Source organism: Bradyrhizobium sp. STM 3562, from assembly GCF_045571435.1.
Lineage (GTDB): Bacteria > Pseudomonadota > Alphaproteobacteria > Rhizobiales > Xanthobacteraceae > Bradyrhizobium.
In genome coordinates, this window is sequence record NZ_CP120694.1 from 1,143,055 (window position 1) to 1,163,845 (window position 20,791).

At 62.5% G+C, this 20,791-nt stretch carries 17 protein-coding genes and 1 pseudogene; 9 read left to right on the plus strand and 9 right to left on the minus strand.

Annotation, left to right across the window (positions count from 1 at the left end; all coding sequences use genetic code 11):
* The 5 genes and pseudogenes from P6U23_RS05385 (at position 1) to P6U23_RS05405 (ending at position 3,712) form a co-directional block, all read left to right on the plus strand.
* Positions 1–1,203, plus strand: a complete 1,203-nt coding sequence (locus P6U23_RS05385) for an arabinose transporter (RefSeq protein ID WP_407178538.1) — start codon at positions 1–3, stop codon at positions 1,201–1,203.
* Positions 1,200–1,985: a carboxymuconolactone decarboxylase family protein gene (locus P6U23_RS05390; RefSeq protein WP_407178539.1), complete on the plus strand. Its 786-nt coding sequence runs from the start codon at positions 1,200–1,202 to the stop codon at positions 1,983–1,985. Before P6U23_RS05385 ends, P6U23_RS05390 begins: the two co-directional genes overlap by 4 nt.
* 13 nt (positions 1,986–1,998) lie before the next feature.
* Entirely contained in the window at positions 1,999–2,229 is a 231-nt protein-coding gene (locus tag P6U23_RS05395; RefSeq protein WP_407178540.1) for a tautomerase family protein, read from the plus strand.
* 120 nt (positions 2,230–2,349) lie between these two features.
* Entirely contained in the window at positions 2,350–2,745 is a 396-nt protein-coding gene (locus P6U23_RS05400) for a cupin domain-containing protein (RefSeq protein WP_407181340.1), read from the plus strand.
* A 253-nt stretch (positions 2,746–2,998) separates the two neighbouring features.
* Positions 2,999–3,712: pseudogene (locus tag P6U23_RS05405) on the plus strand (dihydrofolate reductase family protein).
* Between the two features lie 113 nt (positions 3,713–3,825).
* Here the strand turns inward: P6U23_RS05405 and P6U23_RS05410 are convergent.
* The gene (locus P6U23_RS05410) at positions 3,826–5,061 is read right to left on the minus strand and encodes a YeeE/YedE family protein (RefSeq protein WP_407178541.1); all 1,236 of its coding nucleotides are present in this window, start codon (positions 5,059–5,061) and stop codon (positions 3,826–3,828) included.
* 436 nt (positions 5,062–5,497) lie between these two features.
* On the opposite strand from P6U23_RS05410, the gene P6U23_RS05415 reads away from it, so the two are divergent.
* Both P6U23_RS05415 and P6U23_RS05420 read left to right on the plus strand, forming a co-directional pair.
* Positions 5,498–6,442, plus strand: a complete 945-nt coding sequence (locus P6U23_RS05415; RefSeq protein ID WP_407178542.1) for a complex I NDUFA9 subunit family protein — start codon at positions 5,498–5,500, stop codon at positions 6,440–6,442.
* Between the two features lie 74 nt (positions 6,443–6,516).
* On the plus strand, positions 6,517–7,572 hold the full coding sequence (locus P6U23_RS05420; protein ID WP_407178543.1) for an amidohydrolase family protein: 1,056 nt from the start codon (positions 6,517–6,519) through the stop codon (positions 7,570–7,572).
* Here the strand turns inward: P6U23_RS05420 and P6U23_RS05425 are convergent.
* From P6U23_RS05425 to P6U23_RS05440, 4 genes are all read right to left on the minus strand, one after another.
* Positions 7,554–8,375 (minus strand): phosphosulfolactate synthase, encoded by an 822-nt coding sequence (locus P6U23_RS05425; RefSeq protein ID WP_407178544.1) that lies wholly within the window; start codon positions 8,373–8,375, stop codon positions 7,554–7,556. The two genes, P6U23_RS05420 and P6U23_RS05425, sit on opposite strands and share 19 nt — an antisense overlap.
* A gap of 11 nt (positions 8,376–8,386) precedes the next feature.
* On the minus strand, positions 8,387–9,775 hold the full coding sequence (locus P6U23_RS05430; RefSeq protein ID WP_407178545.1) for an MmgE/PrpD family protein: 1,389 nt from the start codon (positions 9,773–9,775) through the stop codon (positions 8,387–8,389).
* A 377-nt stretch (positions 9,776–10,152) separates the two neighbouring features.
* Entirely contained in the window at positions 10,153–11,208 is a 1,056-nt protein-coding gene (locus tag P6U23_RS05435; protein ID WP_407178546.1) for an acyltransferase family protein, read from the minus strand.
* A gap of 10 nt (positions 11,209–11,218) precedes the next feature.
* Entirely contained in the window at positions 11,219–12,733 is a 1,515-nt protein-coding gene (locus tag P6U23_RS05440; RefSeq protein ID WP_407178547.1) for a lipopolysaccharide biosynthesis protein, read from the minus strand.
* Between the two features lie 232 nt (positions 12,734–12,965).
* Here P6U23_RS05440 and P6U23_RS05445 point away from each other — a divergent pair, with 232 nt between their 5' ends.
* Positions 12,966–14,141: a class I SAM-dependent methyltransferase gene (locus tag P6U23_RS05445; protein WP_407178548.1), complete on the plus strand. Its 1,176-nt coding sequence runs from the start codon at positions 12,966–12,968 to the stop codon at positions 14,139–14,141.
* A 356-nt stretch (positions 14,142–14,497) separates the two neighbouring features.
* Here P6U23_RS05445 and P6U23_RS05450 read toward each other — a convergent pair whose 3' ends face one another.
* Positions 14,498–15,841, minus strand: coding sequence for an MFS transporter (locus P6U23_RS05450; RefSeq protein ID WP_407178549.1), 1,344 nt, complete (start codon positions 15,839–15,841; stop codon positions 14,498–14,500).
* Between the two features lie 83 nt (positions 15,842–15,924).
* Positions 15,925–16,794, minus strand: coding sequence for a phytanoyl-CoA dioxygenase family protein (locus P6U23_RS05455; RefSeq protein ID WP_407178550.1), 870 nt, complete (start codon positions 16,792–16,794; stop codon positions 15,925–15,927).
* 121 nt (positions 16,795–16,915) lie between these two features.
* Here P6U23_RS05455 and P6U23_RS05460 point away from each other — a divergent pair, with 121 nt between their 5' ends.
* Positions 16,916–17,926 (plus strand): LacI family DNA-binding transcriptional regulator, encoded by a 1,011-nt coding sequence (locus tag P6U23_RS05460; protein ID WP_407178551.1) that lies wholly within the window; start codon positions 16,916–16,918, stop codon positions 17,924–17,926.
* 63 nt (positions 17,927–17,989) lie between these two features.
* On the opposite strand, the gene P6U23_RS05465 is transcribed toward P6U23_RS05460, so the two are convergent.
* Both P6U23_RS05465 and P6U23_RS05470 read right to left on the minus strand, forming a co-directional pair.
* A complete protein-coding gene (locus P6U23_RS05465; RefSeq protein ID WP_407178552.1) occupies positions 17,990–19,273 on the minus strand; it encodes a cystathionine gamma-synthase family protein in 1,284 nt (427 codons plus the stop codon).
* A 404-nt stretch (positions 19,274–19,677) separates the two neighbouring features.
* Positions 19,678–20,790, minus strand: coding sequence for an ABC transporter permease (locus P6U23_RS05470; RefSeq protein ID WP_407178553.1), 1,113 nt, complete (start codon positions 20,788–20,790; stop codon positions 19,678–19,680).
* Between the last annotated feature and the right edge of the window lies 1 nt (position 20,791).

The following is a 20,791-nucleotide window of genomic DNA, read 5'->3' on the forward strand; positions in this document are numbered from 1 at the left end:
ATGTCCGCGGTTCTGGAGAACGAGACGAGATCGACCGTTGCCCCGATGCTGCTGCCGATCATGGGAGTGGTCTTCGTCGCCTTTCTCGTCATTGGCTTCGCCTTGCCCGTTCTTCCGCTTCACGTGCACGATGGCTTGGCATTCGGCACGTTCGTGGTCGGGCTCGTCGCTGGCAGTCAGTTCGCAGCCTCGTTGATCTCGCGACCTTGGGCGGGCCACTACTCGGATAGCCGCGGAGCGAAGCGCGGAGTGATCGTAGGCCTGTTGGCGGCCGCGGCCGCCGGGTTACTTTACCTGCTGTCGCTCAGTTTCAGCGAGGCTCCGCTGACCTCCGTCGCAATACTTTTGCTCGGGCGCGCTTTGCTCGGTGGGGCGGAGAGCTTCATCATCACGGCCGCCGTAAGTTGGGGACTGGCCCTGGTCGATCCTCGAAGCACGGGCAAGGTCATCGCCTGGGTCGGCCTGGCAATGTTCGCAGCCTTCGCGATCGGCGCACCGTCCGGCTCCGCGCTGTATACCGCCTACGGCTTCGCGGCGATCGCATTGGGCACCGCTGCCGCTCCGGTGTTTGCCCTTTTTGTCGTTGCGCCCCTCCCGACGGTCGCTCCGGTGCATCACGCCCGTTTCTCGTTCGCCAAAGTGGTCGGTGTCGTGTGGCTACCGGGGTTGGGCTCGGCACTCGGCAGCGTCGGCTTCGGCGCGGTGACCACGTTTGTCGCGTTGCTGTTCGCAAGCCGAGGTTGGGCCAACGGATGGCTCGCCTACTCGGCGTACGCCGTCGCTTTCATCCTGGCGCGGGTATTCTTCAGTCATTTGCCCGATGCAATCGGCGGGGCAAAGGTCGCGCTGGTCTGCGCGCTGATAGAAGCCATAGGCCAGGCGCTGATCTGGTTGGCCGCCCGGCCCGAAATGGCCTTGGCGGGGGCCGCGCTCACCGGCTTCGGCTTCTCGCTGGTCTACCCCGGCTTCGGCGTCGAAGCGGTGCGCCGCGTGCCGGCGCAGAGCCGGGGCCTCGCCATGGGAGCGTACACTGCGTTTCTCGATCTGGCCCAGGGACTGGCGAGTCCCGCGCTTGGATTGATTGCGAGCGGAGCGAGGCTGAACGTCGTGTTTCTTGCCAGCGCGGTGACCGTGCTCTGCGCTGCGTTCGTCGCGATGTGGCTGATGGTGCAACCGGCGAATGTGGAAGGACAGCCGCGATGAGACTGCCCGTAGCGACCTTGTTTTGGTTCTGCCTGATCGTCGGCGGCGCGGCCGCTGCGGAACGGGCGCCCACCGAAGGAGCAAATCCCATGTCGAAATCGGAAAACATCCGCGCCGTCGCGCCGTCGCTTGAGAAATATGCGCAGGACGTCGTTCTGGGCGATCTCTGGAAGCGAGGCGGTCTTTCGCCTAGAGACCGCAGCATCGTCACCGTCGCGGCTCTCATCGCTCGCGATCAGACCATCGAGCTGCCGTTCTATCTCGGTCTCGCGCTCGACAACGGGGTGAAGCCGGCCGAGATCTCCGAGATCATCACGCACCTCGCGTTCTACACCGGCTGGGCCAACGCGATGGATACGATCCCGGCGGCGAGGGATGTCTTCAAGAGCCGCAACGTCGAGGCCGATCAGCTCCCGCCGGTCACTGGACCGCAGCTTCCGCTCGACGAGGCGGCGGAGAAGCAGCGCGCCGCGCGCGTCGGAGAGCAGTTCGCCCAGATCACGCCAAGCCTCGTCCAATACACGACCGACGTGTTGTTCCGGGACCTCTGGCTGAGACCGGCCCTGGCTCCTCGGGACCGCAGTCTGGTCACTGTGAGCGCTCTCGTCGCGACGGGACAGGTCGCGCAGATCACCTACCACCTGAACAGGGCGATGGACAACGGATTGACGCGGGAAGAGGCTGGCGAGGTGCTCGGCCATCTCGCCTTCTATGCCGGTTGGCCCAACGCCTTCTCGGCCGCACCCATCTTCAAGGAAGTGATCGAAAAACGCCCACGCTAGAGGAGCGAAGCCCATGCCGCACGTCATCGTCAAGCTTTACTCCGGTAAATCCGAGCGACAGAAGCAAATGCTCGCCCAAGCGATCACCGACGCGGTGACGAAGACGCTCAATTACGGCGAGGAGTCCGTCTCCGTCGGTATCGAAGATGTCGAGCCGAAAGACTGGACCGAGCGGGTCTACGGGCCCGACATCATTGGCAAGCCCGACACCATCTATAAGAAGCCGGGATACGACCCGCGCTGAACCGAGGACCCGATGATCACACGCAGAAGCGTGCTCATCGGCGGCGGCGCCGCCGCTTTGATTGCAGTTGATCGGACGCGGGCGCAGACGTTCGAACCAGCGAAGGAGCTTCACATGGACATCGACATCAAGAGGAACGGATCTCGGCCCTCCCAGAAAGGTCCGGAGGACTGGTTCACCGGAACGGTCCGCATCGACCCGCTGTTCCAGGCGTCGGAACCGGCTCGCGTGGGTGCCGCCCAGGTCACCTTCGAGCCGGGTGCCCGCACGGCCTGGCACGCGCATCCGCTCGGGCAGACCCTGATCGTCACCGCCGGCCTCGGATGGGTGCAGCGCGAGGGCGGACCGATCGAGGAGATCCGTCCTGGCGACGTCGTGTGGTTTCCGCCGGGGCTGAAGCATTGGCACGGCGCTTCGCCGACCACGGCCATGACCCACATCGCCATCCAAGAATCGCTAGGGGGCAAGAACGTGGACTGGATGGAGAAGGTCAGCGACGAGCAATACCGGACGTAATCAGGTTGCTCGGTGTGATGGCCGGGCAGCTTGGCCCGAGGCTTTGCTCGGATGCGACCGCCTTCGTTGTCGGCCATGCCATGGTGATCGGTGGCGGCCAGAGAGCGCGGTGACGTACGCGCCTAAGCGGCGGCCAAGAAGCTCGCTTCAACGAGGCAGGGGCTGAAGAGGTCTCGGCTCCTGGTTGAGAAGGTCGGCACGAAGCGATATCGAGTGTAACGGTCCGGCGCAGAGATTCCGAGAAGGAGTTCGCATGAAACCGCATGTCATTTGCCTTATGGCTTGCAGCGTCGACGGTCGGACACTCCCAAGCCGCTGGCGTCCCAAGGGCGCGGCCGGAGATGTATTCGAACGCGTGCACGAAGAGCTCGCCGGCGATGCCTGGCTCATCGGCCGCGTCACCGGCCAGGAGTTCGCGAAGGGCAAGCCTTATCCCGCTTCGGCGAAGGAAAGCTTTCCGCGAGAGTCCTGATTCGCACGGCGCGACGCCAAGGCCTACGGTGTCGTGCTCGACGCGCACGGCAAGATCGCTTGGGGCCGTTCCGATATCGGCGGCGATCCGATCGTGGTCGTCCTTTCCGAGTCGGTGTCGGACGCGCACCTGGCGGCTCTGCGCGGTGAGGGAGTGTCCTATATCTTTGCCGGAAAATCCCAACTCGACCTTTCCCTCACGCTGGACATTCTCAATCGCGAACTCGGCGTGAAGCGCCTGCTCCTGGAAGGCGGAGGCGGAACGAACGGAGCCTTTCTGCGGGCGGGACTGGTCGACGAACTCAATCTGCTCCTCTGTCCCGCCGTGGACGGCGCGAAGGGCGCACCAAGCCTATTCGATTCCACAGAGGAGGAGGCCGATCGGCGGGCTCCAGTTTCTGCCCTGGTGCTGGAGAGCAACCAAGCTCTGGAGGGTGGTGTAGTGCTCCTGAGATACCGGATCGAAAACGCGCCATCCCAAGCGGCCGGTCAATAGGCTCCAGCAGGGGGCCCGCGCTCGTTGGTCGCGCGACAGCCGGTCCGCACTGAGGCGCTTATCGGCACCTCGCTGTTCGGCGGAGTCAAAAGGTCTTGTCGGCGAAACGGCCGCTATCCACTTCGCTCAACCGACAACCCGAACAGCGGACGCAATCGCGTCCCGAGAATGCTGCCGGCGAATGCCGCGGCTAACCACAGCCAGCCGTGCAGGCTTCCGGAGACGATGCCGCTGAAGTAAGCGCCGATATTGCAGCCGTAGGCGAGGCGGGCACCGTAGCCAAGCAGGAGGCCTCCGATGACAGCGGACAGGAGTGAGCGCACCGGGATGCGCCAGCTCGGCGCAAACTTCCCGGCGATGCCAGCCGCCGTGAGTGCGCCCAGGATGATACCGAAGTCCATCACTGATGTCACATCGCGGAATATGCTCTGATGCAGTGCCGCCGCTCGGGCTGGGTTCTGCCAATAACCCCAGGATGCGACATCGGCTCCTGTCAGCGCGAATAGCTTCGAGCCCCATAGCGCGAACGCCGAGGTTACCCCCCACGGCCTTCCAGCAAGATAGAGCGTCGCGAAGTTGCCCAGTGCGAGAGCGACGGCACCTGCGGCGAGCGGCCAGGGCCCACGCAGGGCGCGCCGCCAGCCACGATGGCCTGGTGCGGCACCAGCCAGCAGTGTGCCGTGTCGGCGCTTCTCGACCACCGAGGTGGCGATCGCGATCGCGCCAAAGACCGCCAGACTGATCGCCAGTGCTGGCGCCCAGCCAAGCGTCTCAATGAGCGAAATGGAGCCGATGTTCGGCTGCGCCGACCACCAGGGCAGATGCAATGCGCCAATAGCGGAACCTATGATGAAACAGCCAAGCGTGACGAACATCCGCGTATTGCCGCCACCGGCAGTGTAAAGGGTTCCCGATGCGCAGCCTCCACCGAGCTGCATGCCGATGCCGAATAGGAAAGCACCGACGAGCACCGACGCCCCAACGGCGCCGTACTCGCCGTGGACAGCTTGTCCGAACAGCGATCCGTGCGCGAGCGTTGGAAAGAACAGCACGACCGCGATCGCGAGCATGAGCATCTGTGCGCGCAGCCCTGCGCCGCGCCCATCGGCGATGAAGACCCGCCATGCCGAGGTAAAGCCGAATAGCGCGTGATAAAGGACAAGTCCGAGAAAGCCGCCCAACACGAACAGGGCCCCCAGCCGCCAAGAGTAGGCATCCGCAAGAGCAACAGCACCTGAGGCCAGAGCAGCCAGCCCGACCATCACCACGGCCTTGTTAATCGAATTCGGCTCTGAGATGCGTGGGTGATCGGGCGCGAGCAGTCTTGCGTCGACGGAGAGGTCGGTCATCAAAGTCCCAAGAATTTAAGGGTGGCGACCAAGATCTAGAGACAGTCCTGTCGACCGCAATTGGACGCGACCAGAAAAGAAGTTCATTCCCTTTGGATTGCTCTCTGTGAAACGTGTATCCTTTGATCGGGAGCAAGAATAAAATGGCAAGGAATGGTGCGTATCCACTCTCAGGCTCCAGCGCACCTGTCGACTTCCGAAACGAGTCCGACCGGTCCCGCAGGGCCGTCTTGCCGTAGCCTGGTCTCGCCCAGCAGCAAGGTCTCGGCGGGCCAAGGAAGCGGCGGCGCGCTGTAACGTCGGGTTCTGGAACTTGACATCCGGGGAACACCTCACCCTTCGTGGAAGTTGACGCTGTGATCAGCAGTTGACGCCCAGGTCCGAGTTCGCCCTTTTGACCCTGGGAAGCTTCGACGTGTAGCGGTCAATTTGAGTCATGCCAGCAGCGACCAATCGCACGATTGCCGTGTTCGGGGGAACTGGCTTCCTTGGACGTCGCATCGTTCGACACCTGCGCTCCAGCGAATTTCGCGTTCGGATTGTATCCAGGCATGCAGACCAAGCGCAGCGCTCGTTTGGGTCTGATGACCCCAAGCTCCAATTTGCTCAAGCCGACATCCAGCACGAGCGGTCAGTCGCCGATGCACTTGCTGGCGCTTACGGGACCGTGAATGCGGTCAGCCTTTATGTCGAGCAGGGGCGAATGACTTTCCATTCCATTCATGTCGATTCCGCGCGACGGGTAGCCGCTCAAGCTCGGCTGGCCGGGGTCCAGCGGCTCGTTCATATTTCGGGAATTGGCGCCAATAACCGCTCGTCGTCGCGGTACATCCGAATGCGAGGCGAAGGGGAATTAGCGATTCGGGCTGCATTCGCGGACGCCATTCTTGTCCGTCCGGCGGTCATGTTCGGAGAGGACGACGCGTTCGTCGCGACTATCCTCGAACTCCTCCGCAAGCTTCCGATCTATCCGATGTTCGGCCGCGGCCAGACCAGGTTGCAGCCGGTCGACGCGGAAGATGTCGCGGAAGCGATTACTCAGCTCTTTCTGCGCTCCGAAGTGCATTCGAGGCTATTCGAGCTTGGTGGTCCCCGCGTCTACTCTTACGAGGAATTACTCCGGGCTGTCGCCCGCGAGGCCGGCCTCTCGCCTATGCTTGTTCCGATTCCATTTGCTGCCTGGCACGGTCTGGCTTGGATCTCGGAAATGCTTCCGCGCCCACGTCTCGCTCGCAATCAGGTCGAGCTCATGCAGATCGACACCGTCGCGTCGCCCGAGATCGCTGGATTTGCTGAGCTTGGGATCCCGCCGCATTCGATCGAGGAAACGGTCCAAAAGCTCTTGTTGAAACGAGACGCACGCCCCGGGCAAATTGCTTAGGGAGAGCTTCCGGAAAATCGCCACCATTCGCGTCGAGCATCGGCGTCATCCCGCGACATCGGAGCATCAAGGCCATGCGCACCATCACGCTCGAAGAGCATTTCGCGACGCCAGGCTTCCTCGACGGCCCAGGCCGCGACCTCAAGGAACAGGCGCGCCAGGTCGGCAGCCGTGCCGAGCGGCTGATGCGCGACTTGTGCGACATCGGCGAGGCGCGGATTGCCCAGATGGATGCCGCCGGCATCGACATGCAGGTCATCTCGCTGACCGCGCCGGGTATCGAGCAATTGGAAGCCGCCGAGGCGGTGGCGCTCGCGCGCGAGGCCAACGATGTGCTGGCCGAAGCGATTGCCAAACAACCGACAAGACTGTCCGGCTTCGCTGCGCTGCCGATTGCAGTCCCCGATCAGGCCGCCAAAGAGCTCGAACGCCGTTTCAGCCACCAGGCCTTCGCGGGCGCCGTGATCAACGGTCATCAGCGTGGCCGCTACCTCGACGACAAATTTTTCTGGCCGGTGCTGGAGGCCGCCGAGTCGCTCGGTGCGCCGATCTATCTGCATCCAACCAGGCCGCCGAAGCCGGTGATCGATGCCTCCTTCGGTGGCTTCGCGCCGCTCGTCACCGAGATGCTCGCCGGGCCAGGTTTCGGCTGGCACATCGAAACTGCGGTGCATGTGCTGCGCATGGTTCTGGGCGGCGTATTCGACCGCTTCCCCGAGCTGCAGATCGTGATCGGCCATATGGGCGAGGGCCTGCCGTTCTTCATGCAACGGGTCGATGTGATGCCGGTCGAGCTCACTCGGCTCAAGCGCGCGGTCAGCGAATATCTGCGCGAGAATCTGCACTACACCTTTGCCGGCTTTAACTTTGCGCCGACATTCCTCGATCTGCTGCTCGAGATCGGGGTCAGCCGCATCATGTTCTCAGCCGACTATCCTTATGGCTCGATGGCAAAGGCCCGCGCGTTTCTGGAACAAATTCCAGTTCCGCGGCCGACCGCGCGCGGATCGCGCACGGCAACGCCGAAAAGCTGTTCAGGCTGTGAGCGTGCATACGATCCATCATTTATGTTGCACCCATCGCCGATCCGCCGCCAAATCCGTCCGCACAATCAACCCGGCAGGTTCTGAATTCGACCCCAGGTGCTCTTGGTGCCCCAGATGCCCGAGCGCAGTGCTTCAAGCTGCACAATCTGGCTGTGGTCGATGAACAGGTTGATGTTGTTGCCATAGTTCTTGACGTACCATTCGAATACCGCGGGCTCCGCAGCTTCGAACATGACCTTCTCCAGCCCCAACTGATCGACGATTCGCGCCACCACATCGGTACGCCAGCTCCTGACGTTCTCGGTAATCCCCTCGCTTTCGATCATGATCATATCGGCTCCGGCGTCGATGGTCCGCCTTGCCTGCGTGATCAGCCAGCCCACATCCTTGGTGCCCTCGCTCTCCAGCTCCTCGGCCGCGGTCGCGCCGCCGGCACCGAACTGAATGCCGAGCTCGGGCTTGGCTTTCAGCCCGGCCGCCTTGACCTTCTCGATGAGGCGCAGCAGGGCATCGGTAGGCAAGCTGACGAAGCCGGCCGACAATTCGATCACATCGAACTGCAGCGCCTTTGCCTCGCAGATATAGCGATCGACAGCATCCGCTCCGAAACGCAGCACGTTCTCGATCCAGCCGCCGGTGGAGACGTAGACGTCGTGGTCGTGCGCGATTCTGTTGATGTCCTTGACTGCAGCCGGTGGCATCAGGGCAAAGGATCCGCCGGCAAACTTCAGACCGTCGATCCAGAAGCCGAGGGTTTCCAGCAAGTCTTCCAGATGGCGCGGACCGTAGGCGCTGTAGTAGGGACCACGGATCTCAGTGAGGCCGGTCTTGCGCGGCTTGTCGGGACGCGCAGCGCGGGGAACAAAGGAAAAGGTCGTGTCTGCCATGGCAGTTCTCCTCAGATCTGTTCGCCTCCGACGGCCGGCAGACGGATGGCGCCGAGAAGCGATGCGAGGGCGGCAACCGGACGCTCTTCCAGCGTTGCGATCACCTCGGCCAATGCGTCGCGTTCGGAGGGGTCTGTAAGTGCGGACGTCACGCAATCGAACTTGCGGCGCGCCGTGGCCCAATCGAAGGGTCTGGTATGAAAGCCGTGATAATCGTCCCGCCGCGCACGAAGTACGATTCCGTCCTGCCGCTCCACTTCGAGCTCGGCGGGAAGCCGCTGCGGGAATTGCGCCGATAGGTGCGGATCAGGCGTGACCGTCACCTTGCGCAGCAATCCCTGGACATCGTCGGCAGCAATCCGTTCGGGTGCGAATTGCGCCGGCTGCACTTGCCCGTCGATCAGCGCGACGGCCAGCATGTAGGGCAGGCTGTGATCGGCCTCCTCCTTGGTTCGCACGAGTCGCTTGTCACCCTCTTCCCCGCCGCCAATGATGCGATGAGCTACCGCAAAGATCTTGAGGCGGATTGCGGCGACAGCGGAAGCGTCAAAGCCCGGGCGAGCACGTATGTCGAGCGCCGCGTCGATTGCCGATTGGGCGTGGATCTCGGCATTGTGCTGCTTCACGATGCTTCGGCGCACGCCTTCCAGATTCTCTTCTCGCCAGTCGATCTGGAAAGGGCCGGCGATCACCTCCTTAAATCCACTAACGCCCTCGAACACAGCTTCGGGTCCCGTGATACCGCGGCTCGCGAGCAGCGCGGCGAGTGTCGCCGACATCCCGACATTCGGATAGGCGAGCCCCTTCCAATTGGACAGGGCGCCGGTGCGCGTGACCCGCAGCGCATTGTTGGCAGTACCGCTGATGGCGATCGCGTTCGCGATCGGCGCGCGCGGCAGACCGAGCGCCTTGGCGGCACCCGCAGCGGCCGCGTAGGCCCCTTGCGTGGTATGGTCAAAGCCCTTTTCGCGGACCGGAGCGAGATCGCTCAATCGGATGTGAATCTGGTAGGCGACCGCGAGCGCGGTGAGAAATTCGGCCCCGCTCGCCTCCCGCATCTCGGCCGTCGCCAGGACAGCGCCGAGATTATCGGATGGATGGCACGTCTCACCAGAAGCGATATAGCTGTCCATGAAATCGAGGTAACGGCTAAGAGCGCCATTGTAGAACGCTGCGCGGTCCGGCGCGGTGCGGCCGCCGCCAATGAGCGTCGAATGAGGGCAGCCGCCAAGCTCGTCGACGAGGTTGCGGATCGTTGCGATCGGTAGAGCGTTCAGGGCACCGATGGCCACCCCGACTGTATCAAGAACACGGATCTTCAATTGCTCCAGCGCCTGCTCACTCAAGTCCCCGAGCCGGGCACGTTCCACAAACCTCGCGAGTTCCAATGCTTCGGTCATAAACCAGCGTATCCGGCCAGTCGCAACTGGTGTCGGGCTCTGCAGGTCAACCGCTTTACGACCCGTGGATGCCACCTGCCGCTCAAGTGATGGCTGATCAGAAAATCAGGTCGGAACGCGAGCCAAGGTGGCCGTACCGTATGCGGTACAGGATTTTCGAGCGGGCGACCTACATCCACCAGCGTCAATGTGGGGCATGGCCGAAGGTTTCACGCCCGAGTATGGTTTCCTCTGCCAGCCACACGACCGACCTGCCATCCCCCGGGGAAGTCCGGCGCTGGTGACACTCCGATCCGCAGGGGACGTCGCGGGCGGGCCCACACGATGGCGGCCTTCGCAACCACGGGCCAGTAGTTCGACCTGATCTCGTTGAGGGCTCAGGCCGGAGTGCGAGCGGATGTTGCGGTCTGGGTCGGCGCGACGGCAGCGGGTTTGCCTTTCGCCAATGGCGCAAGGCCCAAGGCTGCCAGCAGATGCAGTCGCGCCAGCACCGCATGAGCCACCAACGGAAGGATGACGCCGGCAGCGGTACCGGCGAACAGGTAAACCCAGGGCTGCGGCGGCACATGCAGCTTGAGCATGACGATGCGCAGGCCCGAGCCCGCAAGGATGTGGAGGACGTAGATCGTCATGGACGTTACGCCGACCACGGCAAGCCAGCGATGACGGCTGTCATCGAGCAATTTGCAGAGGGCCACGGTCCCGCCGATCCCGAGCACACAGGCCGGCAGGGACGCCAGCCCATTGGGATCCATGTCCGACAGATTGCCACCCATCGGCACCGCACCTGCGAAGGCGAGCACGATGAGTGCGAGCACGGACCACCCAGAAGGTCGCCAGGCCGTCGCGGCGCGCGCGCCGCAAAGCCCGGCGACATAAAAAACGAAGTGATGCAATGTGAGCGGCAGACCCGCCTGGACCGGCAAAAGCAGGAACCCTGCAAGGGCGATGAACGCGATCGCGATCATCGCCTTTCGCGAGGGGACAAGGGCCGCCACCACGTGACAGATCATCAGCGCGTAAAGAAACCAGAACTGTGCGATTGGGCGATACCAGATCGCGGCAAGATCGCTCGGGAAGATCGGAATATTGGCATCACGCGACAGCAGCATGGTCGTGCCGCCCTGGACGAGCGACCACAGCACATATGGATAGGCGATCGTCCAAGCCTTGCCCTCCAGGAAAGATCGCGCGCCGCGCCGAAGGCTGTGCTGAACGTTCAATCCCGCAAGGAAGAAGAACAGCGGCATGTGGAAGGTATAGAGCGTGTAGTCCATCCACTGCGCGACAGGCCCGTCAGGAAAAACATTTGCGCGCACCAGTCCGCCCAGGACGTGACCATACACCACCAGGATAATGCCGATGCCGCGCGCGAAATCGATCCATCGCGTCCGCGTGGCATCTGCCGCCGGCCCCGGGTCGCCCGATGCCATGGAACTAAGCCTAGACGGTTGCATGGCGGCTTGATTGCCTCGCACTCAATGTGCCGGGCCTGACCATCTGTGCTGCTCGTTGAGCATTCCTGATTATTCTGCGGCCCGGCCGAGTGGCGCATAAAGCGAGACCCGCACCCGAATAAGCCGTCAGCAATCCGATGGTCAGCGCGATCAACGGATGCAGCGCGAGCCGGTGAACTTGGTACGACGCTCCATAGAGGAGCGCCGTCGACACAATGATGGAGAGACCAATAGGAAACAGCATGTTGAGAAAGTGCGACAATGAAACCGGTCCGTGGCGAGTTGCGCCCCACAGTGTCAAGCCATGTATCGGGATCGAAAAGATCGCGGCCGACACCGCCACCCCTACCGGGCCCCAAAGCAAACCGAGCACAAGGGACAGCACCGACAGGAGCTGTCCGATGAGACCATAACGAAGCATCTGGTCCGTGCGGCCCTGGCTTACAAACAACCACGACGCGGCCGTTCCCGCCGGAGCCAGCAAGCCCGCCACCGAAAACCATCTGACGATGTCCGAAGCGGCGATCCACTCTCTGCCGTACAGCACCTGGACGGCGTAATCAGACATGAACGCGAGGCACACGAGGCCGGGCGTGAGAAAGAGAATGAGCGCCTCCGAAAATTGAAGATGCGCCTGGCGGTACTGGCCAGGGTCGGCGTACAGCCGGGCCAACGATGTCTCCGCAATCCGGGACAGTGGAGTGAGGAACTGGACGGCTGACATGCTGACAAGCTTGTAGCCCCGGTCGAACAGCCCGACTTCCAGCGCTCCGAACAATCGGCCGATGAGCAGCGGACTGAGACTCGTCGCCGCGAACGAGGCGATTGAGAGCCCCGTGAGATGCGCGCCGAACCTCATGAGGGGCAACGCTTTGGCCAGCGCATGCGGCCGCGCCGGACGAAACGGTGACAGAGTCCAAGCGAGCAGGCCGGCAGTAAGCGCATGCACCATTTGTCCGATGACGATCGCCCAGTAACCGAAATTCAGGTGCGCTGCAGAGATCGAGGCGATGGCGTTTGCCAGAACGGGCGCGATGTCGATGAGCAGGATCGGAACCGGTTGCATGCGCCTGTGCATCAACGCCACTTGTTGAAAAGACAGGCTGTTGACAATCATTACCAGTGAGAGTGCAGCCAGCACCTCGGCGACCCTGTGATCGTTGTAAAAGCCGGCAAGAGCCGGAGCAAGCAACAGCAGCACCAAGGCCAGGACGCAGCCGAGCGCGAAATTGATCCAAAAAATGTTGTTGCTGTCATCCGCGCTCAAGGATGGGCTCTGTATCACTGCTTGCGAAAGGCCGAGATCGTTGAATAAGCAGCACAGGCCGAAAATCGGCGCGCACATGGCGACAATGCCAAAGTCGGCAGGGCCAAGCAGGCGAGCAAGGACGACCTGTGATCCCAGGAGCAACAACGACTTTGCGAACTGAACGGCGACGCTGGACACCGCCCAGCGGGAGGCGACTGCCATAACGTCTGTGGGTCTTGCGGCGGCGGTCATCGTCGGTGCTTGTCTTCTTCGCTAGCCGGCGGGACGAAATGCAGCGGCTGTGGCTCTATACGATAGGACCGGATTAGCAGGAAAAGAGCGGCGGCAACGACGATATGGCGGAGATTGGTTAATCCAGATGTTAACTAAAGGGAAAGTATCTGCTTTCGCCGGCGGCGGTATGGCGATAGTCGAATGAGACCCGGTCATCTGGTGAACAACCGGTTCTTTATCGGAGCCCAAAGTGGTTGAGACTATCACTTGCTCGTCGCCTCAAGCTTTGACCGACCAGCATGCCTTCGGGACAGAGCGTGACGAGCCCGAATGTCCGGCGTGCAAGTCGCGGTCGCTGGCGTCGTTGCGAACAGTCTCCGCTCGCGAAGCGGCTCAGTTTTTCGCACCAGAGCGCGCGGATGCCGAAAGCCACGAACGGATCTTTGCGTGCGTGACCTCCCTTTGGGGCGGGCAGACCTGCCATATCATGAGCTGCAAGGATTGCGGCTTTGGGTTTGCTTGGCCTTTCGTGGCTGGAAACGCAGAGTTCTATAACTTCACCGGAGCCGCAGGCGTTTACCCCAGGTCCAAATGGGAATTTGCGCGGACCGCGGCTGAGCTCGAACGTCTGAACAGACCCGGGGCAAAGGTGCTGGAGGTGGGCGCCGGGAATGGATACTTCCTCGATCTGATCTGTCCCAGCCTCGTTCGCGCGGAGGACGTGACGGCGCTTGAGTACAATGAAAAATCGATTCCGATCCTGAGAGGTAAAGGATATCGGGCGCTTTCGGTCGATCTCCGGGACAAGGCCTTGGACGACTGTCGCGCGTCCTTCGATTTCATTTTTCTGTTCCAGATCGTCGAGCATCTTGATGGTCTCGACGAGTTGTTCGGTCGAATCCGCTCATTACTGAAAGCGGGTGGCTCGGCATTTTGCGCCGTGCCGAACTCCGCTCGAATTGAATACCAGGAAGCAAACCGGTCCGTCCCGGACCTTCCGCCCAACCATATCGGCCGATGGACGCCACAGGCTTTCGAGGCGGTTTGCCGACGTAACGGTTTGACGGCCCGATCGGCCGAACTAGAGCCGTTAAGCTGGGGCGAATTCCTGTCGCACGACATTTCCTACAGTCATATCCGGCGCACCCAGCTAGATCCGGACGGCATCATGGCTCGGGTTCGAAGTCTGCCGCGCGGCCGGACACGGCGGCTCATGGAGGCCACGCTCGCCGCGCTGTTCATCCCCACTCGGTTATCGGCCTGGCGCCACGTCTACAGAAATCGCGAAAAACTGGGGGCTTCCCTATGGGTCCGGTTGGACCGATGTGAACGGCCAGACATCGCCGAAATGCAGGACGCGGCGCTGGTCCCGGCCGGAATCCAGGACGTGCGGTTCGAGAAGCGGCATTCCACCGCGGCTGCCTGAGGCGTACCGCCCCAAAAGAGTTTACCTCGCCAACACGCGCTTTGCCGCGTGAAATGCTGTTATACCTGAGGAGCGCTACCGCCCGGCGCTCCAAGACGACTTTTCGCGACCACCTCGGCCCGGCCAATCACAGTATGATCTGTATGATCTGTTCGGCTGGCGCATGACGGCGGCTTATTCGCGCAAGCTGGCGCCGCAGGCTTGCTGGGGACAGGACGCGAATCCCGCAGATGCGCAATGCTCGAGGCGCCAGCCCATTCTGGCGCCCGCATTCCATTGCGGAGGTGCGAACTTCGATGCACGACGTAACGAGCCCAAGTGAAGAGCCCAAGTGAAGGGCCCAAGTGAAGTCCGCCTCAGGCTCGCGCGGGCATGATCGCGGGCAGTTCGTCACCGGCGGTGTCGGAGGCGATGTTCTCCTGATAGGTCTCCGGGCCGATCCAGATCGCCGCCACGGTGCAAGCGGCAAGGAACATTGCGTAGCAGGCGACCGGCCACCACGTTCCGTAGGCCGCCACCAGTGCGGCCGCCACGAACGGCGCCGGGCCGCCCGAAAGCAGCGAGCCGAGTTCGCGCGCAAAGGCGAAGCCGGCGAAGCGACGCTGCGGCGGGAACAATTCGGCGAAGTAGGCCGCCTGTGGTCCGAACATTGCTGCCGTTACCACGGCACGGGCGAGGATGAAGGCGAGCGCGATCATGATCCACTGCTTGGTGCCGACCATCCAGAAGAACGGAAAAGCGAGCGCGACACCCGCGAGCGCGCCGAACATGTAGACCGGCTTTCGCCCGATCCGGTCCGACAAGGCAGCAAAACCGAGGATTGCGAACAGCTCGATCGTGAATGCCAGCATCAACGCGCTCAGCGCATCCGACTTCGGCACGCCCACCGTGCTGATGACATAGCTCAGCCCGAACACGGGGAAGAAGTAGCCGAGCCCGTTCTCGGCCATGCGGGCGCCCAGCACGACCAGGAAGTTGCGCGGGTGTTGACGCAGCGCCTCCATCGCCGGATTGCTCTCCACCTTGCCGCGCGCGACCACGGCCTCGGTATAGATCGGCGTTTCGCTCACGCGCAGGCGGACGAAGATGCCGACGAGAATCAAGAGGAAGCTTGCCAGGAAGGGCAGGCGCCAGCCCCAGTCCATCAGGTCTTGGCGCGGCAGCATCGTCACCAGGGCGAAAGCGCCGGCGGCGAGCAGATTGCCAACCGAGACGCCGAGTGGCGCGAAGCCACCCCAGAAGCCGCGGTGTCTCGGCGGCGCATTCTCGACGAGATAGATGACCGCGCCGCCATATTCGGCGCCGGCGCCGATGCCCTGGATGACGCGCATCGCGACCAGCAGGATCGGTGCCCAGACGCCGATCTTGGCGTAAGTCGGCAGCAAGCCGATCGCGGTGGTGCCGATGCCGATCATCAGAAGGGTTGCGACCAGCACCGGCTTGCGGCCATAGCGGTCGCCAAGAATCCCGAACAGAAGACCGCCGAGCGGCCGGACCACGAAGCCGACGCCGAAGGTGAGAAACGATAGCAAGGTGCCGACGGTTGGATCGCTCTTCGGAAAGAACAGATCGCCGAACACCAGCGCGGCGGCCGTTCCGTAGAGAAAGAAGTCGTACCATTCGAGAGCGGATCCGACGCTCGCAGCAAGGATCACACGCAAGCGCGATTTACCGGCTCCGCCGGTTGCCATCTTGGTCATTCGTTTTCCCCGGAATGTTGTTTGTTATGTTGTCTTGAAAGCAGTGATGCCCGCGGCGTCACCCGCGGGCATCGTCGTTTTGGTTACGCGGCACGCGTAAAGTAGGACTTCTTCGCCGCCGACTGGGTCTCGTAAATCGAGCCTTGTCGCTTCGCTGGAGGAAGCGGCATCCGCACAGGGACGTCGGTGAGCCGCGGCGTGATCACCGAAGGCCCTGCGAGTAGGCGACTGTCGAATTCGGCAAAATCCTTCACGCCCATCAGTGGCCAGGCGTCGCTGGCGGCGACTTCGTAAAGCAGGAGATTGCGCGGCCTGTTCGACGTGTTCGTTGCGGAGCCATGGAGCGCCCGCACGTGGTGGAATGACATGCTGCCCGCCTTGCCCATGCAGGGCACCGCGCGCTTGATCTCGTCCTGGATCAGATCGGGATCGATCAAACCCGCGAAGCAGCCGTCCTCGCCGTGATGGTTCCACACCTCGCGGGTGTGGGTACCCGGCGTCACCAGCATCGGGCCATTCTCGAGATCGCAATCGTCGAGCAGCACGCCGATCGCGAGCACATCGTCATTGGTGTGGGGATAGAAAGCCCAGTCCTGATGCCACTCGACCGGCGAGCCATATTGCGCGGATTTCATGTTCAGCTTCGAGCCGTGCAGGCGCAGCCCGGGGCCGATCAGCTTGGCGAGAATGGAGATCACGGCCGGGCTGCGGACGATCTCATCGAAAATCGGGTGCACCTTATGCGGCGCCTTGATGCGGCGGACCCGCGGGTTCTCCGGCGTGTGACCAGGCTCGAGATCGTAGACATCGGTGTGCTCGGTGACTTCGGCCGCGCCGGCGACGAGCTCGGCGAGCACGGCACGCACCCTTCCGAGCGTGTTCCTGTCAAGCACGTCGGGGACGACGATCACCCCATCGCGCCTATAGGCCTGTACCAAGTCGTCCGAAATCATGCGGCTTCTCCCCTTTTGCATTAGCAGTTTTGAGCAGTTTTGTTGATGTTAGCGCTAACATTTAGCATGTTAGCGCTAACATGGTGGATAGGCAAGCCGGAATCGTGCAAGGCTTTTGCGCATGAGTTCCGAATTACCCAAGGCTGAGACGAGCACGGCGTCCGTCCCTCCGACCCTTTCAGCGGTCGGCAAGCGTGCCGGTGTCTCTTCGATCACCGTCAGCCGCGTGCTGCGGGCGCCGGATTTGGTAGCGCCGGAGACCCGCGCGCGTGTCGAGGAGGCGATGCGGGAGCTCGGCTATGTACCGAACCTGGTCGCGGGCGCGCTCGCGAGTTCGCGCACCAATTCGGTCGGAGTGCTGGTGCCCACAATCGCCAACTCCATCTTTGCCGACACGGTGCAGGGACTCTCCGACGAGCTCGAGCCGCTTGGTTTCTCCGTGATCCTTGCGCAGTCGCGCTACGACGCCGCGCGCGAGGACCGCATGCTGGCGGCGCTGCTGTCGCGGCGGCCGGAGGCGATCATCATGGTCGGCTCGCCCGCGACGGAGGAAGGCAGTCGCCTGCTGCGCCACGCGCGTATTCCGATCGTCGAGACGTGGGATCTGCCGGCAACTCCGATCGACGCCGTTGCCGGTTTCGACAATTACAAGGCCGGCGTTGCCGTCGCGAAGCACCTGGTCGCGCAGGGGCGCAAGCAGCTCGCCTTCATCGGCGGCGACGATCCGCGCGCGACGCGGCGCTGGCTCGGCTTCAGGACCGAGATCGTGGCGAGCGGTCTGCCGGAGCCACGCCGCTTGATCTTGGAGCGCAACGCCTCGGGCAGCGTGGCGGCCCACGCGCATCTGCCTGATGTCGACGCGGTGTTCGCCGCCAACGATGCCCATGCCATCGGCTTCATGGCCGGACTGCGCAAGGCCGGCCTGTTGTGCGACGGTCCGGCGTCGCAGCAGCCGGTTGCGGTCATCGGTCTCGGTGACCTTGAAATGGGCCGGCTGTTCTCGCCGGCGCTAAGCACGATCAGCGTCCATGGCGATGCGATCGGCCGAACGGCGGCGACGCTCACTGTCGAGCGCGGCGGAGAACGGAAAGTCGATCTCGGCTTCGAGCTCGTGCTGCGCGACAGCGGCTGATCCGTAACCTCGAATGCCGCAGCATCGGCCAGCTCTTCCAACTCGGCTGGCGCGCGGGTGCAACTATGCCTCGTTCAACGCCTGCGCGATGTCCGCGATCAGATCGGACGGATGTTCTATGCCGATCGATAGCCGGATCGTTGAGTCGAGGACGCCTATTTTCTGGCGGATGTCCGCGGGAACGCCGGAGTGGGTCATGCTCGCCGGCAGGCTCGCAAGCGACTCGGTGCCGCCCAGGCTCACCGCGAGCTTGAAGATCTGCAGCGCGTTCAGGAATTTGAATGCGGCCGCCTGTCCGCCAACGATGTCGAACGAGAACGTCGAGCCCGCGCCGGTGCATTGCCTCGCGAACAGACGTCCCGCCGGGGAGGCGTCTTCGTGATGACCAAGATAATGCACTTTGGCGACCTTGGCGTGGTCGCGCAGGTAATCTGCGACGATCCGCGCATTTGTGTCGGCTTTTTCCATGCGCAGCCCCAGAGTCTCCAGCGACCGGCTGATCATCCAGCAGGAGTGGGGGTCCAGTTGGGTGCCAATGGCGCCTCGCAATGCCTTGATGGTCTTGATGATCGATTTTGAACCGAGCGCAGCACCGGCGATCAGGTCTGAATGACCGCCCACATATTTGGTCAGCGAGTACAACGAAATGTCGGCGCCGTGTTCAATCGGCTGCTGAAATACGGGCCCAAGCAGCGTGTTGTCGCACGCGACGATCGGAGCGTGTCCCTGGGACTGGCCGATCATATCGGCGACGCGGCGGATCATTGCGATATCGACGAGGCCGTTGGTGGGATTGGCCGGCGTTTCAATGAAGATCATCGCGACCCGCCCTTTGCGCATGGCATCCTCCGCCGCGAGGCTGACCGCGGTTTCGTCGATGCCGTCAGTAAAGCCCACGGCGCCGATGGAGAGGCCGGCAAGCGTGTTCGCAAGCAGAGTTTCTGTTCCGCCATAAAGTGGTTGAGAGTGCAAAATGACGTCGCCGGGACGAACGAATGCGAGGATCGTCGTCGCGATCGCCGACATGCCGGATGAGAACAGCGCACAACTCTCGGCACGCTCGTACACAGAGAGCCTGTCCTCGACGATCTCGCTGTTGGGGTGATTGAACCGCGAATAAACTAGGCCCGCACCCATTCCCTCAGGAGGCTCTCGCCGGCCCGAGACGAAATCGAAAAAGTCCTGACCGTCTTCGGCGGACCTGAAGACGAAGGTCGAGGTCAGGAAAACTGGCGGCTTGATGGCTCCTTCCGATAATTGCGGATCATAACCGTAGCCGAGCATCAGCGTTTCCGGATGCAGCATGTGATTGCCGATGTGGGTCTTCGATGGGAACGGTTTCACCATAGCCTGTCTCGTTGTATGAATTCAAATGCTTGCCCTGCGCGGGGATTCCTCCGCGAGGGCGATGCCGGCCGAGGGCGATAGATGCGACAGCATCGAACGCCCGCCCTCCATATCGACCGCGCCTTGGGGCGATCACCTTAGCAAAGATGGGGAAGAACCCCGAAGACAATGCGGCTCGCACCGCACGGAATGGTGATCCAATGATGATCCGGTCCCGGCAAGCGGCGTCGCTTGGCGTTCGGTTGGGGCCGGCGGCCGGGTTGGGGCTGGGACGGATGCACCGGTCGGCGTCGGGTTTGGACTGGCTGGGGTTGGCGCCTTGTCCCCGTGAACGTGTGCTGGTGAGACATCGCGCCGGAGGAACGGAGGCACAAGCCTGGTTCGGGCTAGGCGGGCTTGCTTCGTTACCGCAAGAAGCTTCTGAATCGTTGGAGCGACAGAAAGAACAGAATCGCGCCGATCACGAGCAGCGCGCCGATCTGCGGCCAGACGACGGCCAGCCCGGCGCCACGGAACAGCACGGCTTGCGCAAGAATGACGAAGTGCGTGTTCGGCGCTGCCAGCATGATGTTCTGGATGATCTCCGGCATGCTCTCCCGTGGTGTCGTGGCCCCCGACAGCATCTGCAGCGGCATCAGGACGAGCATCAGCAGAAGGCCGAACTGCGGCATGGTTCCACCAATCGTCGCCAGGAAAATGCCCATGCTGGTCGTGGCGAAGAGATAGAGTGCCGTACCGAACAGGAACAGCGGGACCGAGCCTCCAATCGGGACCGACAACAGTCCCTGCACGATGAACACCAGCGACACGCTGGCGGCCAGCAGAACCACGAGACCCATCGACCAGATCTTGCTCGCCATGATCTCGAATGGCGTAACCGGCATCACGAGCAGGTGTTCGATGGTGCCATACTCGCGCTCGCGAATGAGCGCGGCTCCGGTCAGAATGATCGACAGCATCGTGATGGAGGAGATCACGTTGTTGATGGAGCCGAACCAGCCCTTATTGAGCTCGGGGTTGAAACGTGCCCGCAGCGCCAGATCGATGGGGAGAGGGGCGGCTGAGCGATAGCGAGCAAGAAATTCGCTGACCTCGTCGCCCACGATCGTCTGGATATAGCCGCTCCCGGTGAAGGCCTGCGACATGCGGGTCGCATCCACGTTGAGCTGGATGGCCGGCGATCTCCTGGCCAGAAGGTCGCGTTGGAAATTCGGCGGAATGTTGAGCGCGAAGGTGTCGAGTCCCGCATCCATGCGGGGGTTCACCTCCGACTGTGAAATCAGGCGCGGTATCGTGAAATAGGGCGGATTGAATGCGGTGATGATGCGCGTCGAGGCCGGCGACTTGTCCTCGTCGACGATGGCGAGCGCGGCCCGATTCAAGGTCTCTGGCTGCGCACGGGACGCCGTATATATCGAGACCGTGAAGGCATAGACGATCAGGATCAGCATCATCGGATTGCGCAAAAGGCCCCACAATTCCTTGATGCCGAGCTGAAGGATGTTGGCGGCGCGCATG